Genomic DNA, 15,344 nt, shown 5'->3' on the forward strand with positions numbered 1-15,344 from the left:
TTCTCGGCTTTTAGAAGATAAAATCTTTTACTTAGGATTAACATCTTTCATTTCAATTTTTTTCGCATCAGGCGTAATTTCACGCGCTTCACCATCAATAATCGTAGAGTCGCGACCACCTTGATGATTTTGCATGTCTTGCATTTGACGCATCATATCTGCAAATGGATTTTGACCTTGAGCACCGCCCATGCCATTCATATCGCCCATCATGCCACCCATCATTTTATTCATCATGGCTTGTTGACGTTTCATCATAGCGTTCATCATTGCTTGTTTAAAAATATTTTGAACACCAGGAATTAGAATAAGTACTGCTATTACATCGGTAATTAGACCAGGAATTAACAATAAAAATCCTGCAATAATTTTAGGTAAGTTTCCTGTTAAAGCAGGATCACCACCCATCTGCCCCATTTGCATTTGTTGCATTTGAGGCATAACCCCTGCCGAATACTTACGAATCATATTCAAGCCAATGAAGAATGCAGCAATATACCAAAAGAACACATACCACATGCTACCAACAAGGTCGCCTACGCCAATCCATACAAAAACTTCTAGAATTAAGCCTGCTAATACAATAAGAAATAATTTCATGAAAATTAATCTGATCTCAATAAAATAAATAAAGTTTACCGACCAACTGCTTAACTACTATCAAGCTTTTTGATGCGTTTCTATAACAATATGGGCATTCTATAATTTTTAAAGGGTTTAAAAAAAATAGCTGAAAAATTTAAAAACAAAGTCTGTTTTAAACAATTTAGATTCAAAACAGGATATGAATATAAATGAAAAATAAGCATGATTAAATCGAATATCTAACTATATAGCCAAATAATAGAAGAATTCGTTCAAAGTCTAAGCTTAATCACAAGCTTTCAGCAAAATACATACCATATTCATCTGCCTTATTATAATATTCATCTTACACCCTCAAGAAATTCTTATAAATTCATGGCATTAATTATTGGTATTGACCCAGGTTCTCGCCTTACAGGCTACGGCATTATTGAACATGAAGGCTCAAAGCTTCGTTTTGTAGATGCAGGAACTATTCGTACTGAAACAGCAGAAATGCCTGAACGCTTAAAACGAATTTTTGCGGGAATTGACCGCATTGTGAAATTTCACGGCCCCACGGAAGCAGCTGTAGAGCAAGTATTTATGGCACAAAACCCAGATTCTGCTTTAAAGCTTGGTCAAGCTCGAGGTGCTGCAATTGCTGCACTAACCAATTTAGATTTAAACGTTGCAGAATATACCGCACGACAAATTAAACAATCTGTCGTTGGTTATGGCGCAGCAGATAAAGACCAAGTCCAAATGATGGTCATGAAACTACTAAATTTAAGCATTAAGCCTCAACAAGATGCTGCCGATGCCTTAGCCGCTGCAATTTGTCATGCACACGCATCGGGAAGCATGAGTAAACTTGCTGTTTTAAATGCGCTTGGTGTAGGTATGGCACGTGGACGTAGCCGAGGTACGAGTCGTCGTAGATAATAGTTTTAAGTTATAAATAGCCTTTATTCTTTTAAAGTTAAAGGCTAAAAAATCATTGAAAAATAAAGTAATAATTCACTTACATTAAAAACTGATAGCATAAACACTCAAACATAAAAAAAATATTAAGCACATAAGGATATATAAAATGAAGTTTTACATTCTTTTCGGGGCACTTCTTTTTTCAAATTATTCCTTTTCAGGAATTTATCTTCAAAATTATGAAGCACCAAGAACAATAAAATACGGGGTAAATACTATTGTCTTTATGGAACCTAAAAAAGATGCTTGTTCACAAAAAATGTGCGTTGTCGTAACACCAAAATGGAATTCTGTAGAACCTAAAAAACTTCAATTGAGAAATCATGTTGCACAAATACATGTCAATATTAGTTCTGCTTCTATACTTATAGATGGACAAGAAATTATTTTAAATACAGAAAATGACACAATTTTAAGTGAAAATTTAGATGGAACCAATAAATTAAGTATGCAAAATCACTATGCAAACTTTGACATTATTGAACGAATTATGAATGCTCAAGATGCAATACTAAAAATACGTACTGCCAATGGAGAAACTGAATCTAGAATAAAAAGCAAAGGCAGTTTAAGTATACAAGGTGAAGTTTTCGAAGCATTTAAAAGTTCTGTAAAGGCAGAAAAACAAAAGTTAGGTATTGAATAAAGAAATTCTCGAGCCTGTAAATAATTTTGTGTAATTGCTTTTCATAAATTTAAAGGTGATTGCTTAAGCGGTCACCGAATTCAATAATAAAGCGGCTCATGGCTAAACGCCAGTCGCGAATAGGCATATTCCACTTTTTAGACGCTGCATCAATTGCCAGGTAAATCACTTTACGTACAGAATCATCCGTTGGAAAGACTTTACGCTTTTTGATCGCCTGACGTATTACGCTGTTTAATGATTCGATCGCATTGGTGGTATAGATGGCTTTGCGTATCTCGGCTGGATAAGCAAAGAAGGTATTTAGATTCTCCCAGTGTGTACGCCAGCTTTTGCTGATCTGTGGGTACTTGTCATCCCATGTTTGGGCGAATTGATCCAAGGCCATCAAGGCTGCCTCTTCAGTAGGTGACTGATAAACGGCTTTTAAATCCTGAGTGACGGCCTTGTAATCTTTCCATGATACGTATTTCAAGCTGTTACGCAGCATATGGATAATGCACAGCTGGATATGGGTTTGCGGGTATACGCTGTTAATGGCATCAGGAAAGCCTTTTAGTCCATCCACACAGGCGATCAGAATATCCTGCAACCCTCGGTTTTTAAGCTCAGTCAGGACATTCAGCCAGAACTTTGCACCTTCATTCTCAGCCATCCACATGCCGAGCAGTTCTTTCTGTCCATCAAGATTAATGCCTAAGGCAAGGAATACAGCCTTGTTGATAACACTGCCATTATGACGGACTTTAACTACAATACAGTCCATATAGACGATGGGATAGAGTGCATCCAGCGGACGGTTTTGCCATTCAGCGACTTGCTCCTTAACAGCATCAGTCACCTTGGAAATAAGCGTTGGCGATACATCAGCATCGTACATTTCTTTGAAAGTAGCCACGATTTCACGGGTAGTCATGCCTTTGGCATAAAGGGATAGAATTTGGCTATCCATTTGCGTGATACGAGTCTGATTCTTTTTAATTAGCTGTGGCTCAAATGTGCCATCACGATCTCGTGGTGTGGTGATCTCAATCTCACCATCATCGCTCAGCACGGTCTTACTGGAATAACCGTTACGAGCATTTGAACCGTTCTTACGAGCATTCTTTTCATGTCCGAGATGTTCGGTAAGTTCGGCATTGAGAGCCGTTTCAACAGTGAGTTTAGTCAACAATCGGGTGAATTGATTGAGATCGTCTTCTGTTTTGATTCCTTTAGCAAATTCTGCTGCAAGGTCTTTTAGTTTTTGTTCGTTCATCATGTTGCCTGACTCCGTTGTGAATATGAACATAGCAAATTCAGGCAATTACACAATTTAATTTACAGTCTCAAATTCTCTGGTTTCTGAAACACCTAAAGATTTAAATGTTGTGCAAAATCTTTCTTCATTTCACGTAATGATGGCTGCTTTGAATAAGTTGCTATTAATGTTCTTCCGCTAAAACGTATATTTTTTTGTTGATTTGGATCAATACGAATAAACACTAATTCTTCAAATTCATTTCGATGATTCATCTCACAAATAATAATAGCGCTACTTCTTTCTATAACAGAAAATTTCGGAAATGCCTCTTGAATAATTTGCTTAAATGATTTGTTTTTAGATGAAATATCATCTTTTTGTGTATACATGACCAGTGCAATACACATCAACACAACCACAGCAACAATTACATATTTATCCATTTCAGCCTCTAATTCTAATTATTTAATTGTAATGTAATTACATCAAAATTACTTTTAATTATTAATTACTTTATATATCGCTTTAGACATCTCAAAAGCTTGTAACCCACGCATTCCATCTTTAGCCAATTCATCACCTGCAATCGCATGTAACGTGACAATATCATGCAGCGCAATTTCTTCATCAAATTGTGCTTTCAAACTTGCAGCTAAACCAGACAAAATATCCCCCATTCCACCAGTTCCCATTCCTGCATTGCCTGCTGTACAAATCCAAAGTTCATTATTTTCTAAAATTAAACTACCAGAACCTTTCAATAACCATTGCCCGTTGTATTTTTCTTTTAATGAATGAATTGTTTTAATTCGATCACTTTCAATATCTGCAACCTGACAATTTAAAAGCTTAGCAGCCTCTCCAGGATGTGGCGTTAAAAAAACTCTTTCATTCATTTGTCGTGGATTTTTTGCTAAATACCATAAAGCGTCGGCATCTAATACAACATGCAAATTAGATTTTAAAATAAGATCAAACCAAGCTTGATATTGCGTTTTCGCCCATTCATCACGACCTAAACCCATACCAAAACATACAGCATCAACCTGATTCAAAATTGCTTCTATATCTTGCTTATTCAGCTGATTAATATCTTTAAGCATGATATTGGGCGCACGTGACAATATAGCCACGTGATGATTTTTATGACAGACAACCGTTACTTTTCCTGCACCTGCTGCAAAAGCAGATTCAGCCGCCATAATTACAGCACCACCCATTTCTGCATGCCCACCAACGACCAATACATGACCATAACTACCTTTATGACCGAAAGCTTTTCGAGTTGGTAATGTAATATTTGTTGGTGCTAATTGTGCCACTGCATGAAGTTCTGAATCTTTTGGAATTAATGAAATAGTTTCGATTACACCTGTATATTCTTTTGCTTTTCCAGTGAATAATCCCGCTTTTAAAGCTAAAACAGTAAAGGTGTAATCTGCTTTAACTGCACACGGTAAAGGTTGTCCTGTATTTGCTTGCAAACCACTTGGAATATCAATTGCGACTTTTAAAGCCTTATGTTCATTAATGTTATAAATAACATTTTGCCACTTTTCATCTAATTCACGGTTTAATCCAATACCAAATAATGCATCTACAACACAGTCATATTTTTTTTGAAAATTAAAACCTGAAACTATTTTTATATTTTCTTCTTGTGTTTCTTTATGCGCACTCTGTAAATCTTGTGAAGTCCCTAATTCAGCAGCATAAATATCAACAGTAAAACCATGTTGCTTTAAATATTTTGCAAGCAAATAACCATCACCAGCATTATTTCCCTGCCCACAACACACCGCAATATTTGAAATATTATGTTCTTTAAATAAAGCAATAAGACGCTGTAAAACTGACCAAGCAACCTGTTGCATTAAGCCATACGAACTATTTTGATGAGCAAACCAACGCTGTTCCCATGCTTGTATATCGTAGCTATGATAAACTTGCTGATGCATTGTTATTCCCTCTTATTTCATTATGACATCATCCACACTCAGTCAAAAAATTCCTGTCAATCAACAGGATCCTGAAGCGCTTAAAGCATGGATTAAAGCTCAAGCTTTAGAATTAGGCTTTGCTGATTGTGTCATTGCACGTCCAGATGCTCAAGAGGAATTACCACGTTTACAAGAATATTTAGACCGTGGTTATCATGCAGATATGCATTTTTTAGCAGAAAATTTAGAAAAACGAGCCAATCCAACACTTTTAGTGCCAAATACCAAAAGCATTATTTGCGTGCGTATGAACTATTTGGTCGAATCACCCAAACCGCGTTATGTACCAGATGAACCAAACACTGCAATTATTGCGCGTTATGCACGTGGGCGTGATTATCATAAAACCATGCGTGGTCGTTTAAAAACTTTAGCTTCTCGTATTCGTGAAAAAGTGGGCGATTTTGAATCTAGACCTTTTGCAGATTCTGCGCCCGTATTTGAAAAATCTTTAGCAGAAAATGCAGGCATGGGATGGACAGGAAAACACACCCTGCTTATTCATAAAAAATCAGGTTCATTTTTTGTTTTAGGTGAATTATTTACATCCCTCGAACTTCCTTTCGATAGCCCGACAACTAAACACTGTGGGTCTTGTACAGCATGTATTGATATTTGCCCAACTCAAGCAATTGTTGAGCCTTATATGCTTGATGCGCGTAAATGTATTGCTTATCTTACCATTGAATTTCAAGGTATTATTCCTGAAGAGTTACGTCGTGGAATAGGAAACAGAGTATTTGGATGTGATGATTGTCAACTTATTTGTCCTTGGAATGGCTTTGCCAAAACAACTCCAATTGAAGACTTTCACCCTCGACATGGTTTAGATCAAGCATCGCTCCTTGATTTATGGCAATGGAGCGAAGAAACATTTTTAGCCAAAACTGAAGGTAGTCCGCTACGAAGAACAGGCTATCAAAGCTTCATGCGAAATATTGCAATTGGCTTAGGTAATGCTCCGTTTAATAGTGCAATTATCAAAAGTTTGGAACAAAATAAATTACTACATGATGACATTGTGCAAGTCCATATTGATTGGGCAATTCAAGAACAACTCAAAAAATGTCAGTATTAAGATTAAATTATTAACTTATTCTAATGATTTTATCTTGCAAATTTTAATTTCCAATTCATTACAAAATTTGCAAAATAGAATCATCTTAGTTGCACATTCAGCACAATATACAAAAACACAAAATAAAACTTTGCGACCAATTAACCAATAAAACACCAAAGATTGCAAGTAAATATACGATCATATATTTATCTTAAAAGTGCTTTTATAATCTGTAATGTTTGCAGAATTTTGAAATTTTATGCCTTTGCGTTCATATAATTTTCTGTATGATTAATGAAGATAAAATAATCATGGAAATTATGATGACAATTCGTAATGATTGGACGCGCGACGAAATACAGGAATTATATAACCAACCTTTTCTAGATTTGGTTTTTCAAGCACAGCAAATTCATCGCCAAAATTTTCCAGCAAACACTGTTCAGGTCAGTACATTACTTTCCATAAAAACAGGAAAATGCCCAGAAGATTGTAAATATTGCTCTCAATCTGCGCATTATGATTCAAAATTAGAAGCTGAAAAACGCATTGCTGTAAGCAAGGTTATTGAAGAAGCCAAACAAGCTTTAGATGCAGGTTCTACTCGTTTTTGCATGGGTGCTGCTTGGCGCAATCCGCATGAACGTGATATGCCTTATGTTTTAGAAATGGTTCAAGAAGTTAAAGCTTTAGGTTTAGAAACGTGTATGACGTTGGGTATGCTAAATCAATCTCAAGCAGAGCGTTTAAAAGATGCAGGCTTAGATTATTACAATCATAACTTAGATACATCTCGTGAATATTACTCAAATATTATTAGTACTCGCACTTTTGATGACCGATTAACGACTCTCGATTTTGTTCGTAGTTCTGGTATGAAAGTTTGCAGTGGCGGTATTGTTGGTTTAGGTGAAAATACCAAAGATCGTATTGGTTTATTACATGAACTTGCAACTTTACCAATTCAGCCCGAATCTGTACCAATTAATATGTTAGTTCCTATTGAAGGTACGCCTCTTGCAGATGTTGAAAAACTTGATGTTACCGAATGGATTCGTTGTATTGCTGTTGCGCGTATTATTATGCCAAAAAGCTATATTCGTTTATCAGCAGGTCGTGAATCTCTTTCTGACTCAGATCAAGCTTTGGCATTTATGGCGGGTGCAAATTCATTATTCTCTGGTGAAAAACTTTTAACCACACCAAATGCGGGTAAAGGTAAAGATAAGCTATTGTTTGAAAAATTGGGCATCAATATTGAAAAAGCTAAACCAACTGCAAAAGAATTAAGCATAGATGCAATGTCTGCTTAATGCTTTTTCACTAATATTGTGTTCTAATATGCTCAGTTTGAGATGAGCCTCTTACAGTATATAAGCTCGATCTTATATACGACTAGCCCCTAACCATGGGGCTTTTTATTGTCTTTAAAATATTAACTTAAAGTTAAGCAGCATAAATCTGACGTAATATTAAAAATAGAAAACCTCTATAATTGAGTCTTGTATCAATTGGAATGATATTGAGGGTTGATGGAAAGTAAGCATCCGCTGAACCCCATTACTATGTTTTAACGAGGTTCAGGTTTCCAACGATGAGGTAGCAAATCCTCAATTTCTGTGACTTTATGGGTGGGTAGTCTTTTCAGCACATCACTTAAATAGGCATACGGATCCAGCCCATTCAGTTTTGCTGACTGGATTAAAGTCATGATATTGGCCGCTCGTTGACCACTGCGCAGCGAACCTGCAAATAACCAGTTCTTGCGCCCCAACGCCCAGGGACGCATCTGATTCTCGACCCAATTATTGCAAATCGGTAGATTGCCATCATCCAGATAACGGCTTAAGGCTTCCCAACGCTTCAGAGTGTAATTGATAGCCTTGGCAATTGGAGAACTCGACGGCACCGTCAGATAATGTTGGTTGAGCCATTCATAGAGTTGTTGCATCACCGGTTGACTATGCTGTTGTCGGTATTCGCGGCGGTGTTGCGCTGTACCATCCGTCTTTTTCCTGAGTTCTGCTTCTATGGCATACAGTCTCTGAATCATCAGTAATGCCTGTTCAGCGACCTGACTTTTTTTGGTCACATGCAGTTCATGAAATTTACGACGGGCATGTGCCATGCAGCCCACCTCAATGACTTTACCTGATCTAAAGCGTGCTTTGTAGCCACTGTAATCATCACAGACTAAATGACCTTGCCAATCTTTTAGAAAGGCTTCGGCATGTTCACCAGAGCGACTGTCTTGAAAGTCATAAATCACGGCTTGAACTGGATTATATTGGGTTGTTGCATAAGCCCAGACATAACCTTTCTTCGGTTTTTTATCTTTATCATCCATCCGCATGATGGTGACGGGTGTTTCATCTGCATGAATCACCGCTTGCTGTAGGATCACCTTTCTTAATGCATCGGTTAGGCGTTCTAACTCTACACCACAGCGACCAATCCAGTCAGATAAGGTTGATCTGGACAGATCAACACCTGCGCGTAGAAAGATCTGGCGCTGACGGTACAGCGGTAAATGATCTGCATACTTCGATACCAGTACATGGCTAAGCAGTTCAGGTGAAGCAATGCCTTTATCAATCACATAGGCTTGCATCGCTTGCTGAGTCAGAGTGTCACACTGATCACAGACCCATTTACCACGCACATGCTGTTCCTTATAGAACTGTGCCGGTCTGAAATTCAGTTTTTCACTGACATCTTCACCGATACGACGCAAGGTACAGCCACAACTGCATTGTGTTGATTCAGGTTCATGCTCAATACGGAGGGTGTGTAGATGATCTGGCAACAGCCGACGTTTAGGTTTGTTGACTGGGGCTTTCTGTGCAGCTGCATTGGTTTTATCTGCATTCAGTCGTTCCAGTTCCAGATCAACCGCTGCAATATCTTCTTCAACCGCTTCATCCCAGAGATGGATTTGTTTTGCGGTTAGATGTTCGTTTTTACTGCCGAATTTATGCTGTTTAAATAGTGCAAGCTCATGCTCGTATTTTTGGTTGAGAATAGAAAGGTGTTGAACTTGAGCATCTATAGCCAAATCCTAAAAACTATAGAACAATAGAGATATGGGATATTCAAAAGATTTTAAAGACAAAGTCATAGAAATTATGATTCGAGATGAAATGTCTGTGCGAAAAGCAGCACAGCATTTTAACATCTGTATACAGACAATTCAGAACTGGAAAAAGTCCACTACAAACAAACCTATTCCTGGCCGTCCAGCTAAAATTAGCAGAGAGCAAATATTGAAGGATGTTGAACAATATCCTGATGATTATCAGTATGAGCGAGCTGAACGTTTAGGAGTAAGCACTCATGCGGTATTTAATGCGTTACATGCCGCAGGAATATCGCGTAAAAAAAGACGTTAAAGCATCCTAAAGCAGATCAAAATCAACGTCAGCAATTTCAAAATCTCATAGAGTGTTTAGAAGGGAAATTGCCTCTGATTTACATAGATGAAAGTGGTTTTCAAAGTGAAAGTACCAGAACTCATAGTTATAGCCTTCAAGGAACACGTGCTGAAGGTAAATTTAACTGGCAGTTGAAGAATTGCAGTAATGTGATCGGTGCAATCATTGAAAATAGATTGCTGACAGTTGGTGTGTTTAATTGTTCAGTGAACACAGAAGTATTTGAATGTTGGATTGAACAGGATTTATTACCTAAGTTGAAAGAAAGCAGTGTTTTGATTATGGACAATGCGACCTTTCACAAAGGGAAAAGATTTCAGGAGTTGGTACGTTGTGCGGGCCATTACATTGTGTGGCTTCCTAGATATAGTCCAGATTTAAATCCAATAGAAAATATGTGGTCGCGAGTCAAGGCGATTCGAAATAAGTTTAGAGTTAAAGATATTGATAAATTATTTAAAGATTACTGTAATGATTTATTTAGTATTTAGCTATAATTGCTTATTTGATACTTCAAGATGCTGAACTTTGGCATCTAATTGTTGTTTATCTTCTGCGAGTTGTTGATGCTGCAGCGCCAACTGCCGGGTAAATTCCAGCAGTTGTTCATGGGTCAGTTGGCTTAAATCAGGCAGCATTTTCATGACCGCAGTATGGCTGAGATCATGAATATGTGTAAATAAAACGTTTGGAGAATAGCAGAATGGATGAGCCTGGTTTAGAGCATAGTCACCACCTGCTGTCGTCCAATGCGCTGCCAGGGCAAACCCTGGATCAGTGCCTGTAACTGCTCCGGGCTGAGGGCCACGGTTTCACCCTGGTGAACCTGAGCCCAGTGAAATTTGCCCTGTTCCAACCGTCGGGCACACAGCCAGATTCCCAGTCCATCATGCACCAGCACTTTCATACGATGACCACGTTTATTACAGAACAGGTAAGCGCAGTGTGGTTTGATGTAGCCAAAGGCTCTCAGCACCTGAGCCATGGCAGTATCCATACCTGCACGCATATCCATCGGCTGGGTAGAGAGCCAGATTTCATCGATACGGATCATTTGATCAAGCCCTGAATTAAAGGCAGTAATTCCTTTGCTGATTCCACCGGCCAGTCGATCTCGATCATCTGATCCCTTGCGGAACCTTGTTCCTTATGCAATGGAATCCTGATATGAGCGACAGCATTCTTCTCCGGCACAGGTGGTGGAGGTGTTTCTTGTTTAGTTGCGTCAGGTGGCAGAGGTGCTTCTTGTCTGACTGGCGTCGGGTGAAGAATGACGGGAAGAAAGTCGGTCTGTGGAATGGGTGGGCTTTTTAATGCCGGGACCATTGATCTGGACTGGCGAATCCATTTATGCAGCAGATTGGCATTGACCTGATGTTGCATTGCCACCTTGGCCACCGATGTGTCTGGCTGCAGGCAAAGCTCGACCAGGTGCTGTTTAAACTCAGCTGCGAAGATTCTGCGGGTTCTTTCTGTCGTTTGTTCAGTGTCTATAAAAGTGTCTAAGGCCATAAACATAATGTCCATTTATAATAAATAATGGACACTATCGGGATATTGAGCAGATAAGAAAAGTGGGGTTCAGCGGACGCTTACGATGGAAAAGATGAAAGATATTCAAGAAAAAATTAAAAGTGTTATTGGCTGTGCTGTTGCCTTGATATTAACTCTAATTGTTTCATCGATTATTTACTTAGGATGTAATGAAAGTGATGGGGCTATTATAAATTCCTTGTCATTCATAGGGAATTATGTTGGTGCTATAACAACGTTGATTGCTGCTTATATTGCTTCATTACTATATAACGATTGGCGGAAGCCAATTATTTTAGAAAAAATATCAATTGAACAGAAAGATATATATTTATTAAGTCGTAAAATGAAGAGAAATGTTGATGCTTTATTACTATTTTTACGAACTCAATCACCACCTCCACTCACAGGCCTAAATAATGGTGACGAGTTCTCACTCAAATATCAGTTTTTAGTCAACAATATTTTAGATGATATAGATGACCTTTCAGGATTAGTAAAGCGTTATAAATTACACATCAATCCACAATTTAAAAACTCTGAAATACACTTAAATCAAATAGATAAATATATGAATTCAACCCAACAAGCTTACGAATTATTAGCTAATCCAAATCCTATCCTAGGCTATATCGAATCTTACCAACAGGTTAAAAAGGCATATGACAATAAAAATATAGAAAAACTAGCCATTAATATTATTAAGAATTTACCAGATGAACTCGCTGATTATTATTCAAAGCTAATCTCCTAACAATAAACTCCACCTATTAAATAAGAGAACAAAAACCCACGATAAACGTGGGTTTTTTCACAACTAAAATTTTAACGTCTTGCCATAAAAGCCAAACGCTCAAGTAATTGCACATCTTGCTCATTCTTAATTAATGCACCATACAACGGCGGAATAGACTTCGTTTTATCTGTATTACGTAAAATATCTTCAGGCATATCATCTGCCATAAGTAAACTTAACCAATCAATTAATTCAGAAGTCGAAGGCGGTTTCTTCAAACCCGGAACCTTGCGTAACTGAAAGAAAATTTGTAAGGCTTCATTCACCAATGTCGCTGAAATATTCTTGAAATGCACATCAATAATTTCACGCATTGTTTCCTCATTTGGAAACTCAATATAGTGAAAGAAACAACGGCGTAAGAATGCATCTGGCAATTCTTTTTCATTATTTGAAGTAATAATTACAATTGGACGTTGAGTCGCAGTAATCGTCTCCCCTGTTTCATACACATAAAACGACATCTTATCAAGTTCATGCAACAAGTCATTCGGGAACTCAATATCCGCTTTATCAATTTCATCAATTAATAAAACACAGCGCTCTTCACTGGTAAAAGCTTCCCAAAGTTTACCCGGCTTAATGTAGTTTTTAATATCGTAAACACGATCATCACCCAACTGACTATCACGCAAACGTGAAACAGCATCATATTCGTACAAACCTTGCTGAGCTTTAGTTGTAGACTTAATGTGCCAAGTCATAAGCTTTAAACCAAGGCTTGCCGCAACTTGCTCTGCAAGCAGAGTTTTTCCTGTTCCCGGCTCACCTTTTACTAAAAGTGGCTTTTGTAAGCTACGTGCAGCCTTAACAGCAAGTTTTAAGCTATCTGTAGCAATATATTGATCTGTGCCTGAAAATTGTTGCGTATCAACCGACATGACGAAACCTTATTTTTTTAATTTAAAGTGGCGAATTCTTTTTACTATTTTCTAATGAAACTTTGTTTGCTGTGTATTTGGTCCATAAAAACCCAATAATAGCACCCAAGCCAATTACAAATAAAATAAGCGATGCATTTGATAAAACCAACGGTGTATTTTTGGTTAATACTCCAAACACAATACCGAAAAATGCAGGCGCAATAGATGCATTATTACCATCCGATGCTGTTGGTGTTAGCAAAATAGCAAACACCACAATCCAACTTATACCACCTAAAAGTTTAGGCAGTCTAATTGCAATTCCATACCAGCATGCCAAAACAAGTACACTGCCAAGCAAATACACAGTTATAGCAATAGTATCTTCAGGAATTGCGTCCAACATAGAAAGAAAATTATCCATAACACAACTCCTGAATTAAATTAAGCACCACGTAAGCCTTCAGGTGCAACAGCATTTGGATTAATTAATCCTTCTGGTGGCACTTGAATAAAGAAACCTTTCGTTTCAATAGAATCAATTACATGCAAAACATTTACACGTGCAAGTTTGCGAGATTCACTCAATTCTAAATCCATAACGAACGTCGCACGACCAAATGCGCCACGCATTGCTTCTGGCAAAACTTCTAAAGGATCTATAACTTCAGCTTCGTTTTCACTTACTTCAGGACGAGCAATGTAAAGATACATTTCATCTTTTTTGCTAGATTTGTAGATTGAACACAACATATTCGAATTAATACCCTTTTTACGCACAGTAAAGCATACAACAAAAAAAAGACCGATACATTAACCATTATTAACGCATCAGTCTAGATTTTATATAAATGACATGAGTTTGAACAGTTTGCGTATGTTTTATACAGAAACTTTCATTTGAGTTGATAAATAATCGACATCATTATGAAGTAGGTTCAATAATGGCTTCGTCAATAAATCATATCTCCATCCCAATAAGTAACTTGGGAGATCTTGTTCATCATTTTTAAACACAATATGTTGATACAGCGCATTAAACCATTTCTTACGCAACAACACCTCTTTAGGAATTGTTGTTTCTAAAGATACACGATCAATTATGGCATCTAATTTATCTGAAACTTCTTTAGAAGAATGACGAATTGGGCGCGCCATACGCAATGGCCATTCATCTTGTGGCGGTAAAAAGTTCAACAAATCGATGATTGTTTTACCATGCTCACGAATAATATTCGGACGAATTTGCTTAATATTCGACAACAAAAAATTGTTTTTAGGATTGTTTTCAACCAAATCAATCATTGTTGCATTTTTCAAAATGAAACTACGTGGTTGATTTAAGGCTTTCGCAATTTGTTCGCGCCACACTGCCAAATGCTGTAATTGCATAAGTTGTCGACGTGAATGTCTGTAATTACCAATTTCCGCATAAAGCAATTCTGTCGGAACATCCGTACCAATTTCTTTGGTTAAATTACGACAATCTTCCAATGCAAAAGAAAGAATATCTTTAAATTTAAGCTCTGCCTGAATTTTGTCTGAAAGCTGCATAATGTAAAGCACATCATTCGCAGCATAGTTTAACTGTTCTGTGGTTAGCGGTCTTGCAAGCCAATCTGAACGTGTCTGACCTTTATCAATATCAATATCTAAAACTGTTTTTAATGCATTTTGATAACTAACTTGTAAACCATGTCCTAAAAAAGACATACCCACTTGAGTATCAAAAACATTATCTAAATTTTTGTTTTGCGCATAATGATAAATTAAATCAATATCTTCGCTACATGCATGGAAGATGTTTTGTTTTGCGTTAAATAATTTATTCCAAAAATCGGAAAGTTCTAATGCTGTTCCATCTAGTAAATAAACTTTACCTTCTACATTTATTTGAAAAACACCAAGTTTTGGCCACAAGGTATCTACTTTAATAAATTCAGTATCAAGTCCGTAAGTGTTGCATTGACTCATCAATGTTAAAACATTTTCAAAGTCTTTTTGTTGTTGAATAAATTGGAACATAAAGACGAGATTTAGCTATAGATTCTCTTCGTCGTATTGTAAACAATAAATATAATTTAGCTATATTAAAATTAGCGGAAAATCGTATTTTTCTTGTTAATTAACATGATTTTTCACGTTTTTAAACTTAAGTTATATTCTAAATATCTTAATAAAATAACCTTTCATACCAATTATTATATTTTGACCTTAATGA

18 protein-coding genes and 1 pseudogene are annotated in these 15,344 nt (G+C 37.1%); 7 read left to right on the forward strand and 12 right to left on the reverse strand.

Features of this window, described 5'->3' with window-relative positions; genetic code table 11:
• Positions 1-27 precede the first annotated feature (27 nt).
• Positions 28-600 (reverse strand): FxsA family protein, encoded by a 573-nt coding sequence (locus MZO21_RS06900; protein ID WP_154773743.1) that lies wholly within the window; start codon positions 598-600, stop codon positions 28-30.
• 360 nt (positions 601-960) lie between these two features.
• On the opposite strand from MZO21_RS06900, the gene ruvC reads away from it, so the two are divergent.
• Together ruvC and MZO21_RS06910 are read left to right on the forward strand one after the other, a co-directional pair.
• Positions 961-1,509 (forward strand): crossover junction endodeoxyribonuclease RuvC, encoded by a 549-nt coding sequence (ruvC, locus tag MZO21_RS06905; protein ID WP_154773744.1) that lies wholly within the window; start codon positions 961-963, stop codon positions 1,507-1,509.
• A gap of 148 nt (positions 1,510-1,657) precedes the next feature.
• Positions 1,658-2,197 (forward strand): hypothetical protein, encoded by a 540-nt coding sequence (locus tag MZO21_RS06910; protein WP_154773745.1) that lies wholly within the window; start codon positions 1,658-1,660, stop codon positions 2,195-2,197.
• A 49-nt stretch (positions 2,198-2,246) separates the two neighbouring features.
• On the opposite strand, the gene MZO21_RS06915 is transcribed toward MZO21_RS06910, so the two are convergent.
• The 3 genes from MZO21_RS06915 to MZO21_RS06925 form a co-directional block, all read right to left on the reverse strand.
• The gene (locus MZO21_RS06915; RefSeq protein ID WP_032028744.1) at positions 2,247-3,455 is read right to left on the reverse strand and encodes an IS256 family transposase; all 1,209 of its coding nucleotides are present in this window, start codon (positions 3,453-3,455) and stop codon (positions 2,247-2,249) included.
• A 95-nt stretch (positions 3,456-3,550) separates the two neighbouring features.
• A complete protein-coding gene (locus MZO21_RS06920; protein ID WP_154773746.1) occupies positions 3,551-3,883 on the reverse strand; it encodes a hypothetical protein in 333 nt (110 codons plus the stop codon).
• Between the two features lie 54 nt (positions 3,884-3,937).
• A complete protein-coding gene (locus MZO21_RS06925; protein WP_154773747.1) occupies positions 3,938-5,398 on the reverse strand; it encodes an NAD(P)H-hydrate dehydratase in 1,461 nt (486 codons plus the stop codon).
• 22 nt (positions 5,399-5,420) lie between these two features.
• Here MZO21_RS06925 and queG point away from each other — a divergent pair, with 22 nt between their 5' ends.
• Positions 5,421-6,518, forward strand: coding sequence for a tRNA epoxyqueuosine(34) reductase QueG (queG, locus tag MZO21_RS06930; RefSeq protein WP_248104142.1), 1,098 nt, complete (start codon positions 5,421-5,423; stop codon positions 6,516-6,518).
• Positions 6,519-6,823: 305 nt separating this feature from the next.
• Complete coding sequence (gene bioB / locus MZO21_RS06935) at positions 6,824-7,813, forward strand: biotin synthase BioB (protein WP_154773749.1); 990 nt, start codon at positions 6,824-6,826, stop codon at positions 7,811-7,813.
• 257 nt (positions 7,814-8,070) lie between these two features.
• On the opposite strand, the pseudogene tnpC reads toward bioB, so the two are convergent.
• Positions 8,071-9,549: pseudogene (gene tnpC / locus MZO21_RS06940) on the reverse strand (IS66 family transposase); the annotation flags it as partial.
• 34 nt (positions 9,550-9,583) lie between these two features.
• On the opposite strand from tnpC, the gene MZO21_RS06945 reads away from it, so the two are divergent.
• Complete coding sequence (locus MZO21_RS06945; RefSeq protein ID WP_087547287.1) at positions 9,584-9,889, forward strand: IS630 transposase-related protein; 306 nt, start codon at positions 9,584-9,586, stop codon at positions 9,887-9,889.
• A 47-nt stretch (positions 9,890-9,936) separates the two neighbouring features.
• On the forward strand, positions 9,937-10,422 hold the full coding sequence (locus MZO21_RS06950; protein ID WP_248129653.1) for a transposase: 486 nt from the start codon (positions 9,937-9,939) through the stop codon (positions 10,420-10,422).
• Here the strand turns inward: MZO21_RS06950 and MZO21_RS15135 are convergent, their stop codons facing one another.
• From MZO21_RS15135 to MZO21_RS06965, 3 genes are all read right to left on the reverse strand, one after another.
• Positions 10,423-10,575 carry a hypothetical protein gene (locus MZO21_RS15135; protein WP_348984807.1) on the reverse strand — a complete coding sequence of 51 codons (153 nt, stop codon included), beginning with the start codon at positions 10,573-10,575 and terminating at the stop codon, positions 10,423-10,425. It lies immediately after the preceding gene.
• A gap of 74 nt (positions 10,576-10,649) precedes the next feature.
• The gene (tnpB, locus tag MZO21_RS06960; RefSeq protein WP_092689880.1) at positions 10,650-10,985 is read right to left on the reverse strand and encodes an IS66 family insertion sequence element accessory protein TnpB; all 336 of its coding nucleotides are present in this window, start codon (positions 10,983-10,985) and stop codon (positions 10,650-10,652) included.
• Positions 10,982-11,443 (reverse strand): transposase, encoded by a 462-nt coding sequence (locus MZO21_RS06965; protein ID WP_248129628.1) that lies wholly within the window; start codon positions 11,441-11,443, stop codon positions 10,982-10,984. The genes tnpB and MZO21_RS06965 overlap by 4 nt, the downstream gene beginning before the upstream one ends.
• A 94-nt stretch (positions 11,444-11,537) precedes the next feature.
• Here MZO21_RS06965 and MZO21_RS06970 point away from each other — a divergent pair, with 94 nt between their 5' ends.
• Positions 11,538-12,218: a hypothetical protein gene (locus MZO21_RS06970; RefSeq protein WP_248129629.1), complete on the forward strand. Its 681-nt coding sequence runs from the start codon at positions 11,538-11,540 to the stop codon at positions 12,216-12,218.
• A 71-nt stretch (positions 12,219-12,289) separates the two neighbouring features.
• On the opposite strand, the gene MZO21_RS06975 is transcribed toward MZO21_RS06970, so the two are convergent.
• From MZO21_RS06975 to MZO21_RS06990, 4 genes are all read right to left on the reverse strand, one after another.
• The gene (locus tag MZO21_RS06975; RefSeq protein ID WP_154773686.1) at positions 12,290-13,141 is read right to left on the reverse strand and encodes an AAA family ATPase; all 852 of its coding nucleotides are present in this window, start codon (positions 13,139-13,141) and stop codon (positions 12,290-12,292) included.
• Between the two features lie 22 nt (positions 13,142-13,163).
• Positions 13,164-13,547 carry a hypothetical protein gene (locus MZO21_RS06980; RefSeq protein ID WP_154773685.1) on the reverse strand — a complete coding sequence of 128 codons (384 nt, stop codon included), beginning with the start codon at positions 13,545-13,547 and terminating at the stop codon, positions 13,164-13,166.
• A gap of 20 nt (positions 13,548-13,567) precedes the next feature.
• Positions 13,568-13,876, reverse strand: a complete 309-nt coding sequence (locus MZO21_RS06985) for a YcgL domain-containing protein (protein ID WP_154773684.1) — start codon at positions 13,874-13,876, stop codon at positions 13,568-13,570.
• Positions 13,877-14,005: 129 nt separating this feature from the next.
• The gene (locus tag MZO21_RS06990) at positions 14,006-15,148 is read right to left on the reverse strand and encodes a ribonuclease D (RefSeq protein ID WP_248103879.1); all 1,143 of its coding nucleotides are present in this window, start codon (positions 15,146-15,148) and stop codon (positions 14,006-14,008) included.
• Between the last annotated feature and the right edge of the window lie 196 nt (positions 15,149-15,344).

The sequence above is a fragment of the Acinetobacter portensis genome (genome assembly GCF_023158935.1).
In the GTDB taxonomy this organism is placed as follows: Bacteria; Pseudomonadota; Gammaproteobacteria; order Pseudomonadales; family Moraxellaceae; genus Acinetobacter; species Acinetobacter faecalis.

Bases quoted from the DNA above. Each gene is read 5' to 3' on its own strand.
- MZO21_RS06970 (WP_248129629.1), top strand. From the start codon at position 11,538: ATGAAAGATATTCAAGAAAAAATTAAAAGTGTTATTGGCTGTGCTGTT.
- MZO21_RS06985 (WP_154773684.1), bottom strand. From the start codon at position 13,876: ATGTTGTGTTCAATCTACAAATCTAGCAAAAAAGATGAAATGTATCTT.
- MZO21_RS06990 (WP_248103879.1), bottom strand. From the start codon at position 15,148: ATGTTCCAATTTATTCAACAACAAAAAGACTTTGAAAATGTTTTAACA.
- MZO21_RS15135 (WP_348984807.1), bottom strand. From the start codon at position 10,575: ATGAAAATGCTGCCTGATTTAAGCCAACTGACCCATGAACAACTGCTG.
- MZO21_RS06915 (WP_032028744.1), bottom strand. From the start codon at position 3,455: ATGAACGAACAAAAACTAAAAGACCTTGCAGCAGAATTTGCTAAAGGA.
- MZO21_RS06945 (WP_087547287.1), top strand. From the start codon at position 9,584: ATGGGATATTCAAAAGATTTTAAAGACAAAGTCATAGAAATTATGATT.
- MZO21_RS06925 (WP_154773747.1), bottom strand. From the start codon at position 5,398: ATGCATCAGCAAGTTTATCATAGCTACGATATACAAGCATGGGAACAG.
- bioB (WP_154773749.1), top strand. From the start codon at position 6,824: ATGACAATTCGTAATGATTGGACGCGCGACGAAATACAGGAATTATAT.
- MZO21_RS06980 (WP_154773685.1), bottom strand. From the start codon at position 13,547: ATGGATAATTTTCTTTCTATGTTGGACGCAATTCCTGAAGATACTATT.
- MZO21_RS06900 (WP_154773743.1), bottom strand. From the start codon at position 600: ATGAAATTATTTCTTATTGTATTAGCAGGCTTAATTCTAGAAGTTTTT.
- MZO21_RS06910 (WP_154773745.1), top strand. From the start codon at position 1,658: ATGAAGTTTTACATTCTTTTCGGGGCACTTCTTTTTTCAAATTATTCC.
- queG (WP_248104142.1), top strand. From the start codon at position 5,421: ATGACATCATCCACACTCAGTCAAAAAATTCCTGTCAATCAACAGGAT.
- ruvC (WP_154773744.1), top strand. From the start codon at position 961: ATGGCATTAATTATTGGTATTGACCCAGGTTCTCGCCTTACAGGCTAC.
- MZO21_RS06975 (WP_154773686.1), bottom strand. From the start codon at position 13,141: ATGTCGGTTGATACGCAACAATTTTCAGGCACAGATCAATATATTGCT.
- MZO21_RS06965 (WP_248129628.1), bottom strand. From the start codon at position 11,443: ATGGCCTTAGACACTTTTATAGACACTGAACAAACGACAGAAAGAACC.
- tnpB (WP_092689880.1), bottom strand. From the start codon at position 10,985: ATGATCCGTATCGATGAAATCTGGCTCTCTACCCAGCCGATGGATATG.
- MZO21_RS06920 (WP_154773746.1), bottom strand. From the start codon at position 3,883: ATGGATAAATATGTAATTGTTGCTGTGGTTGTGTTGATGTGTATTGCA.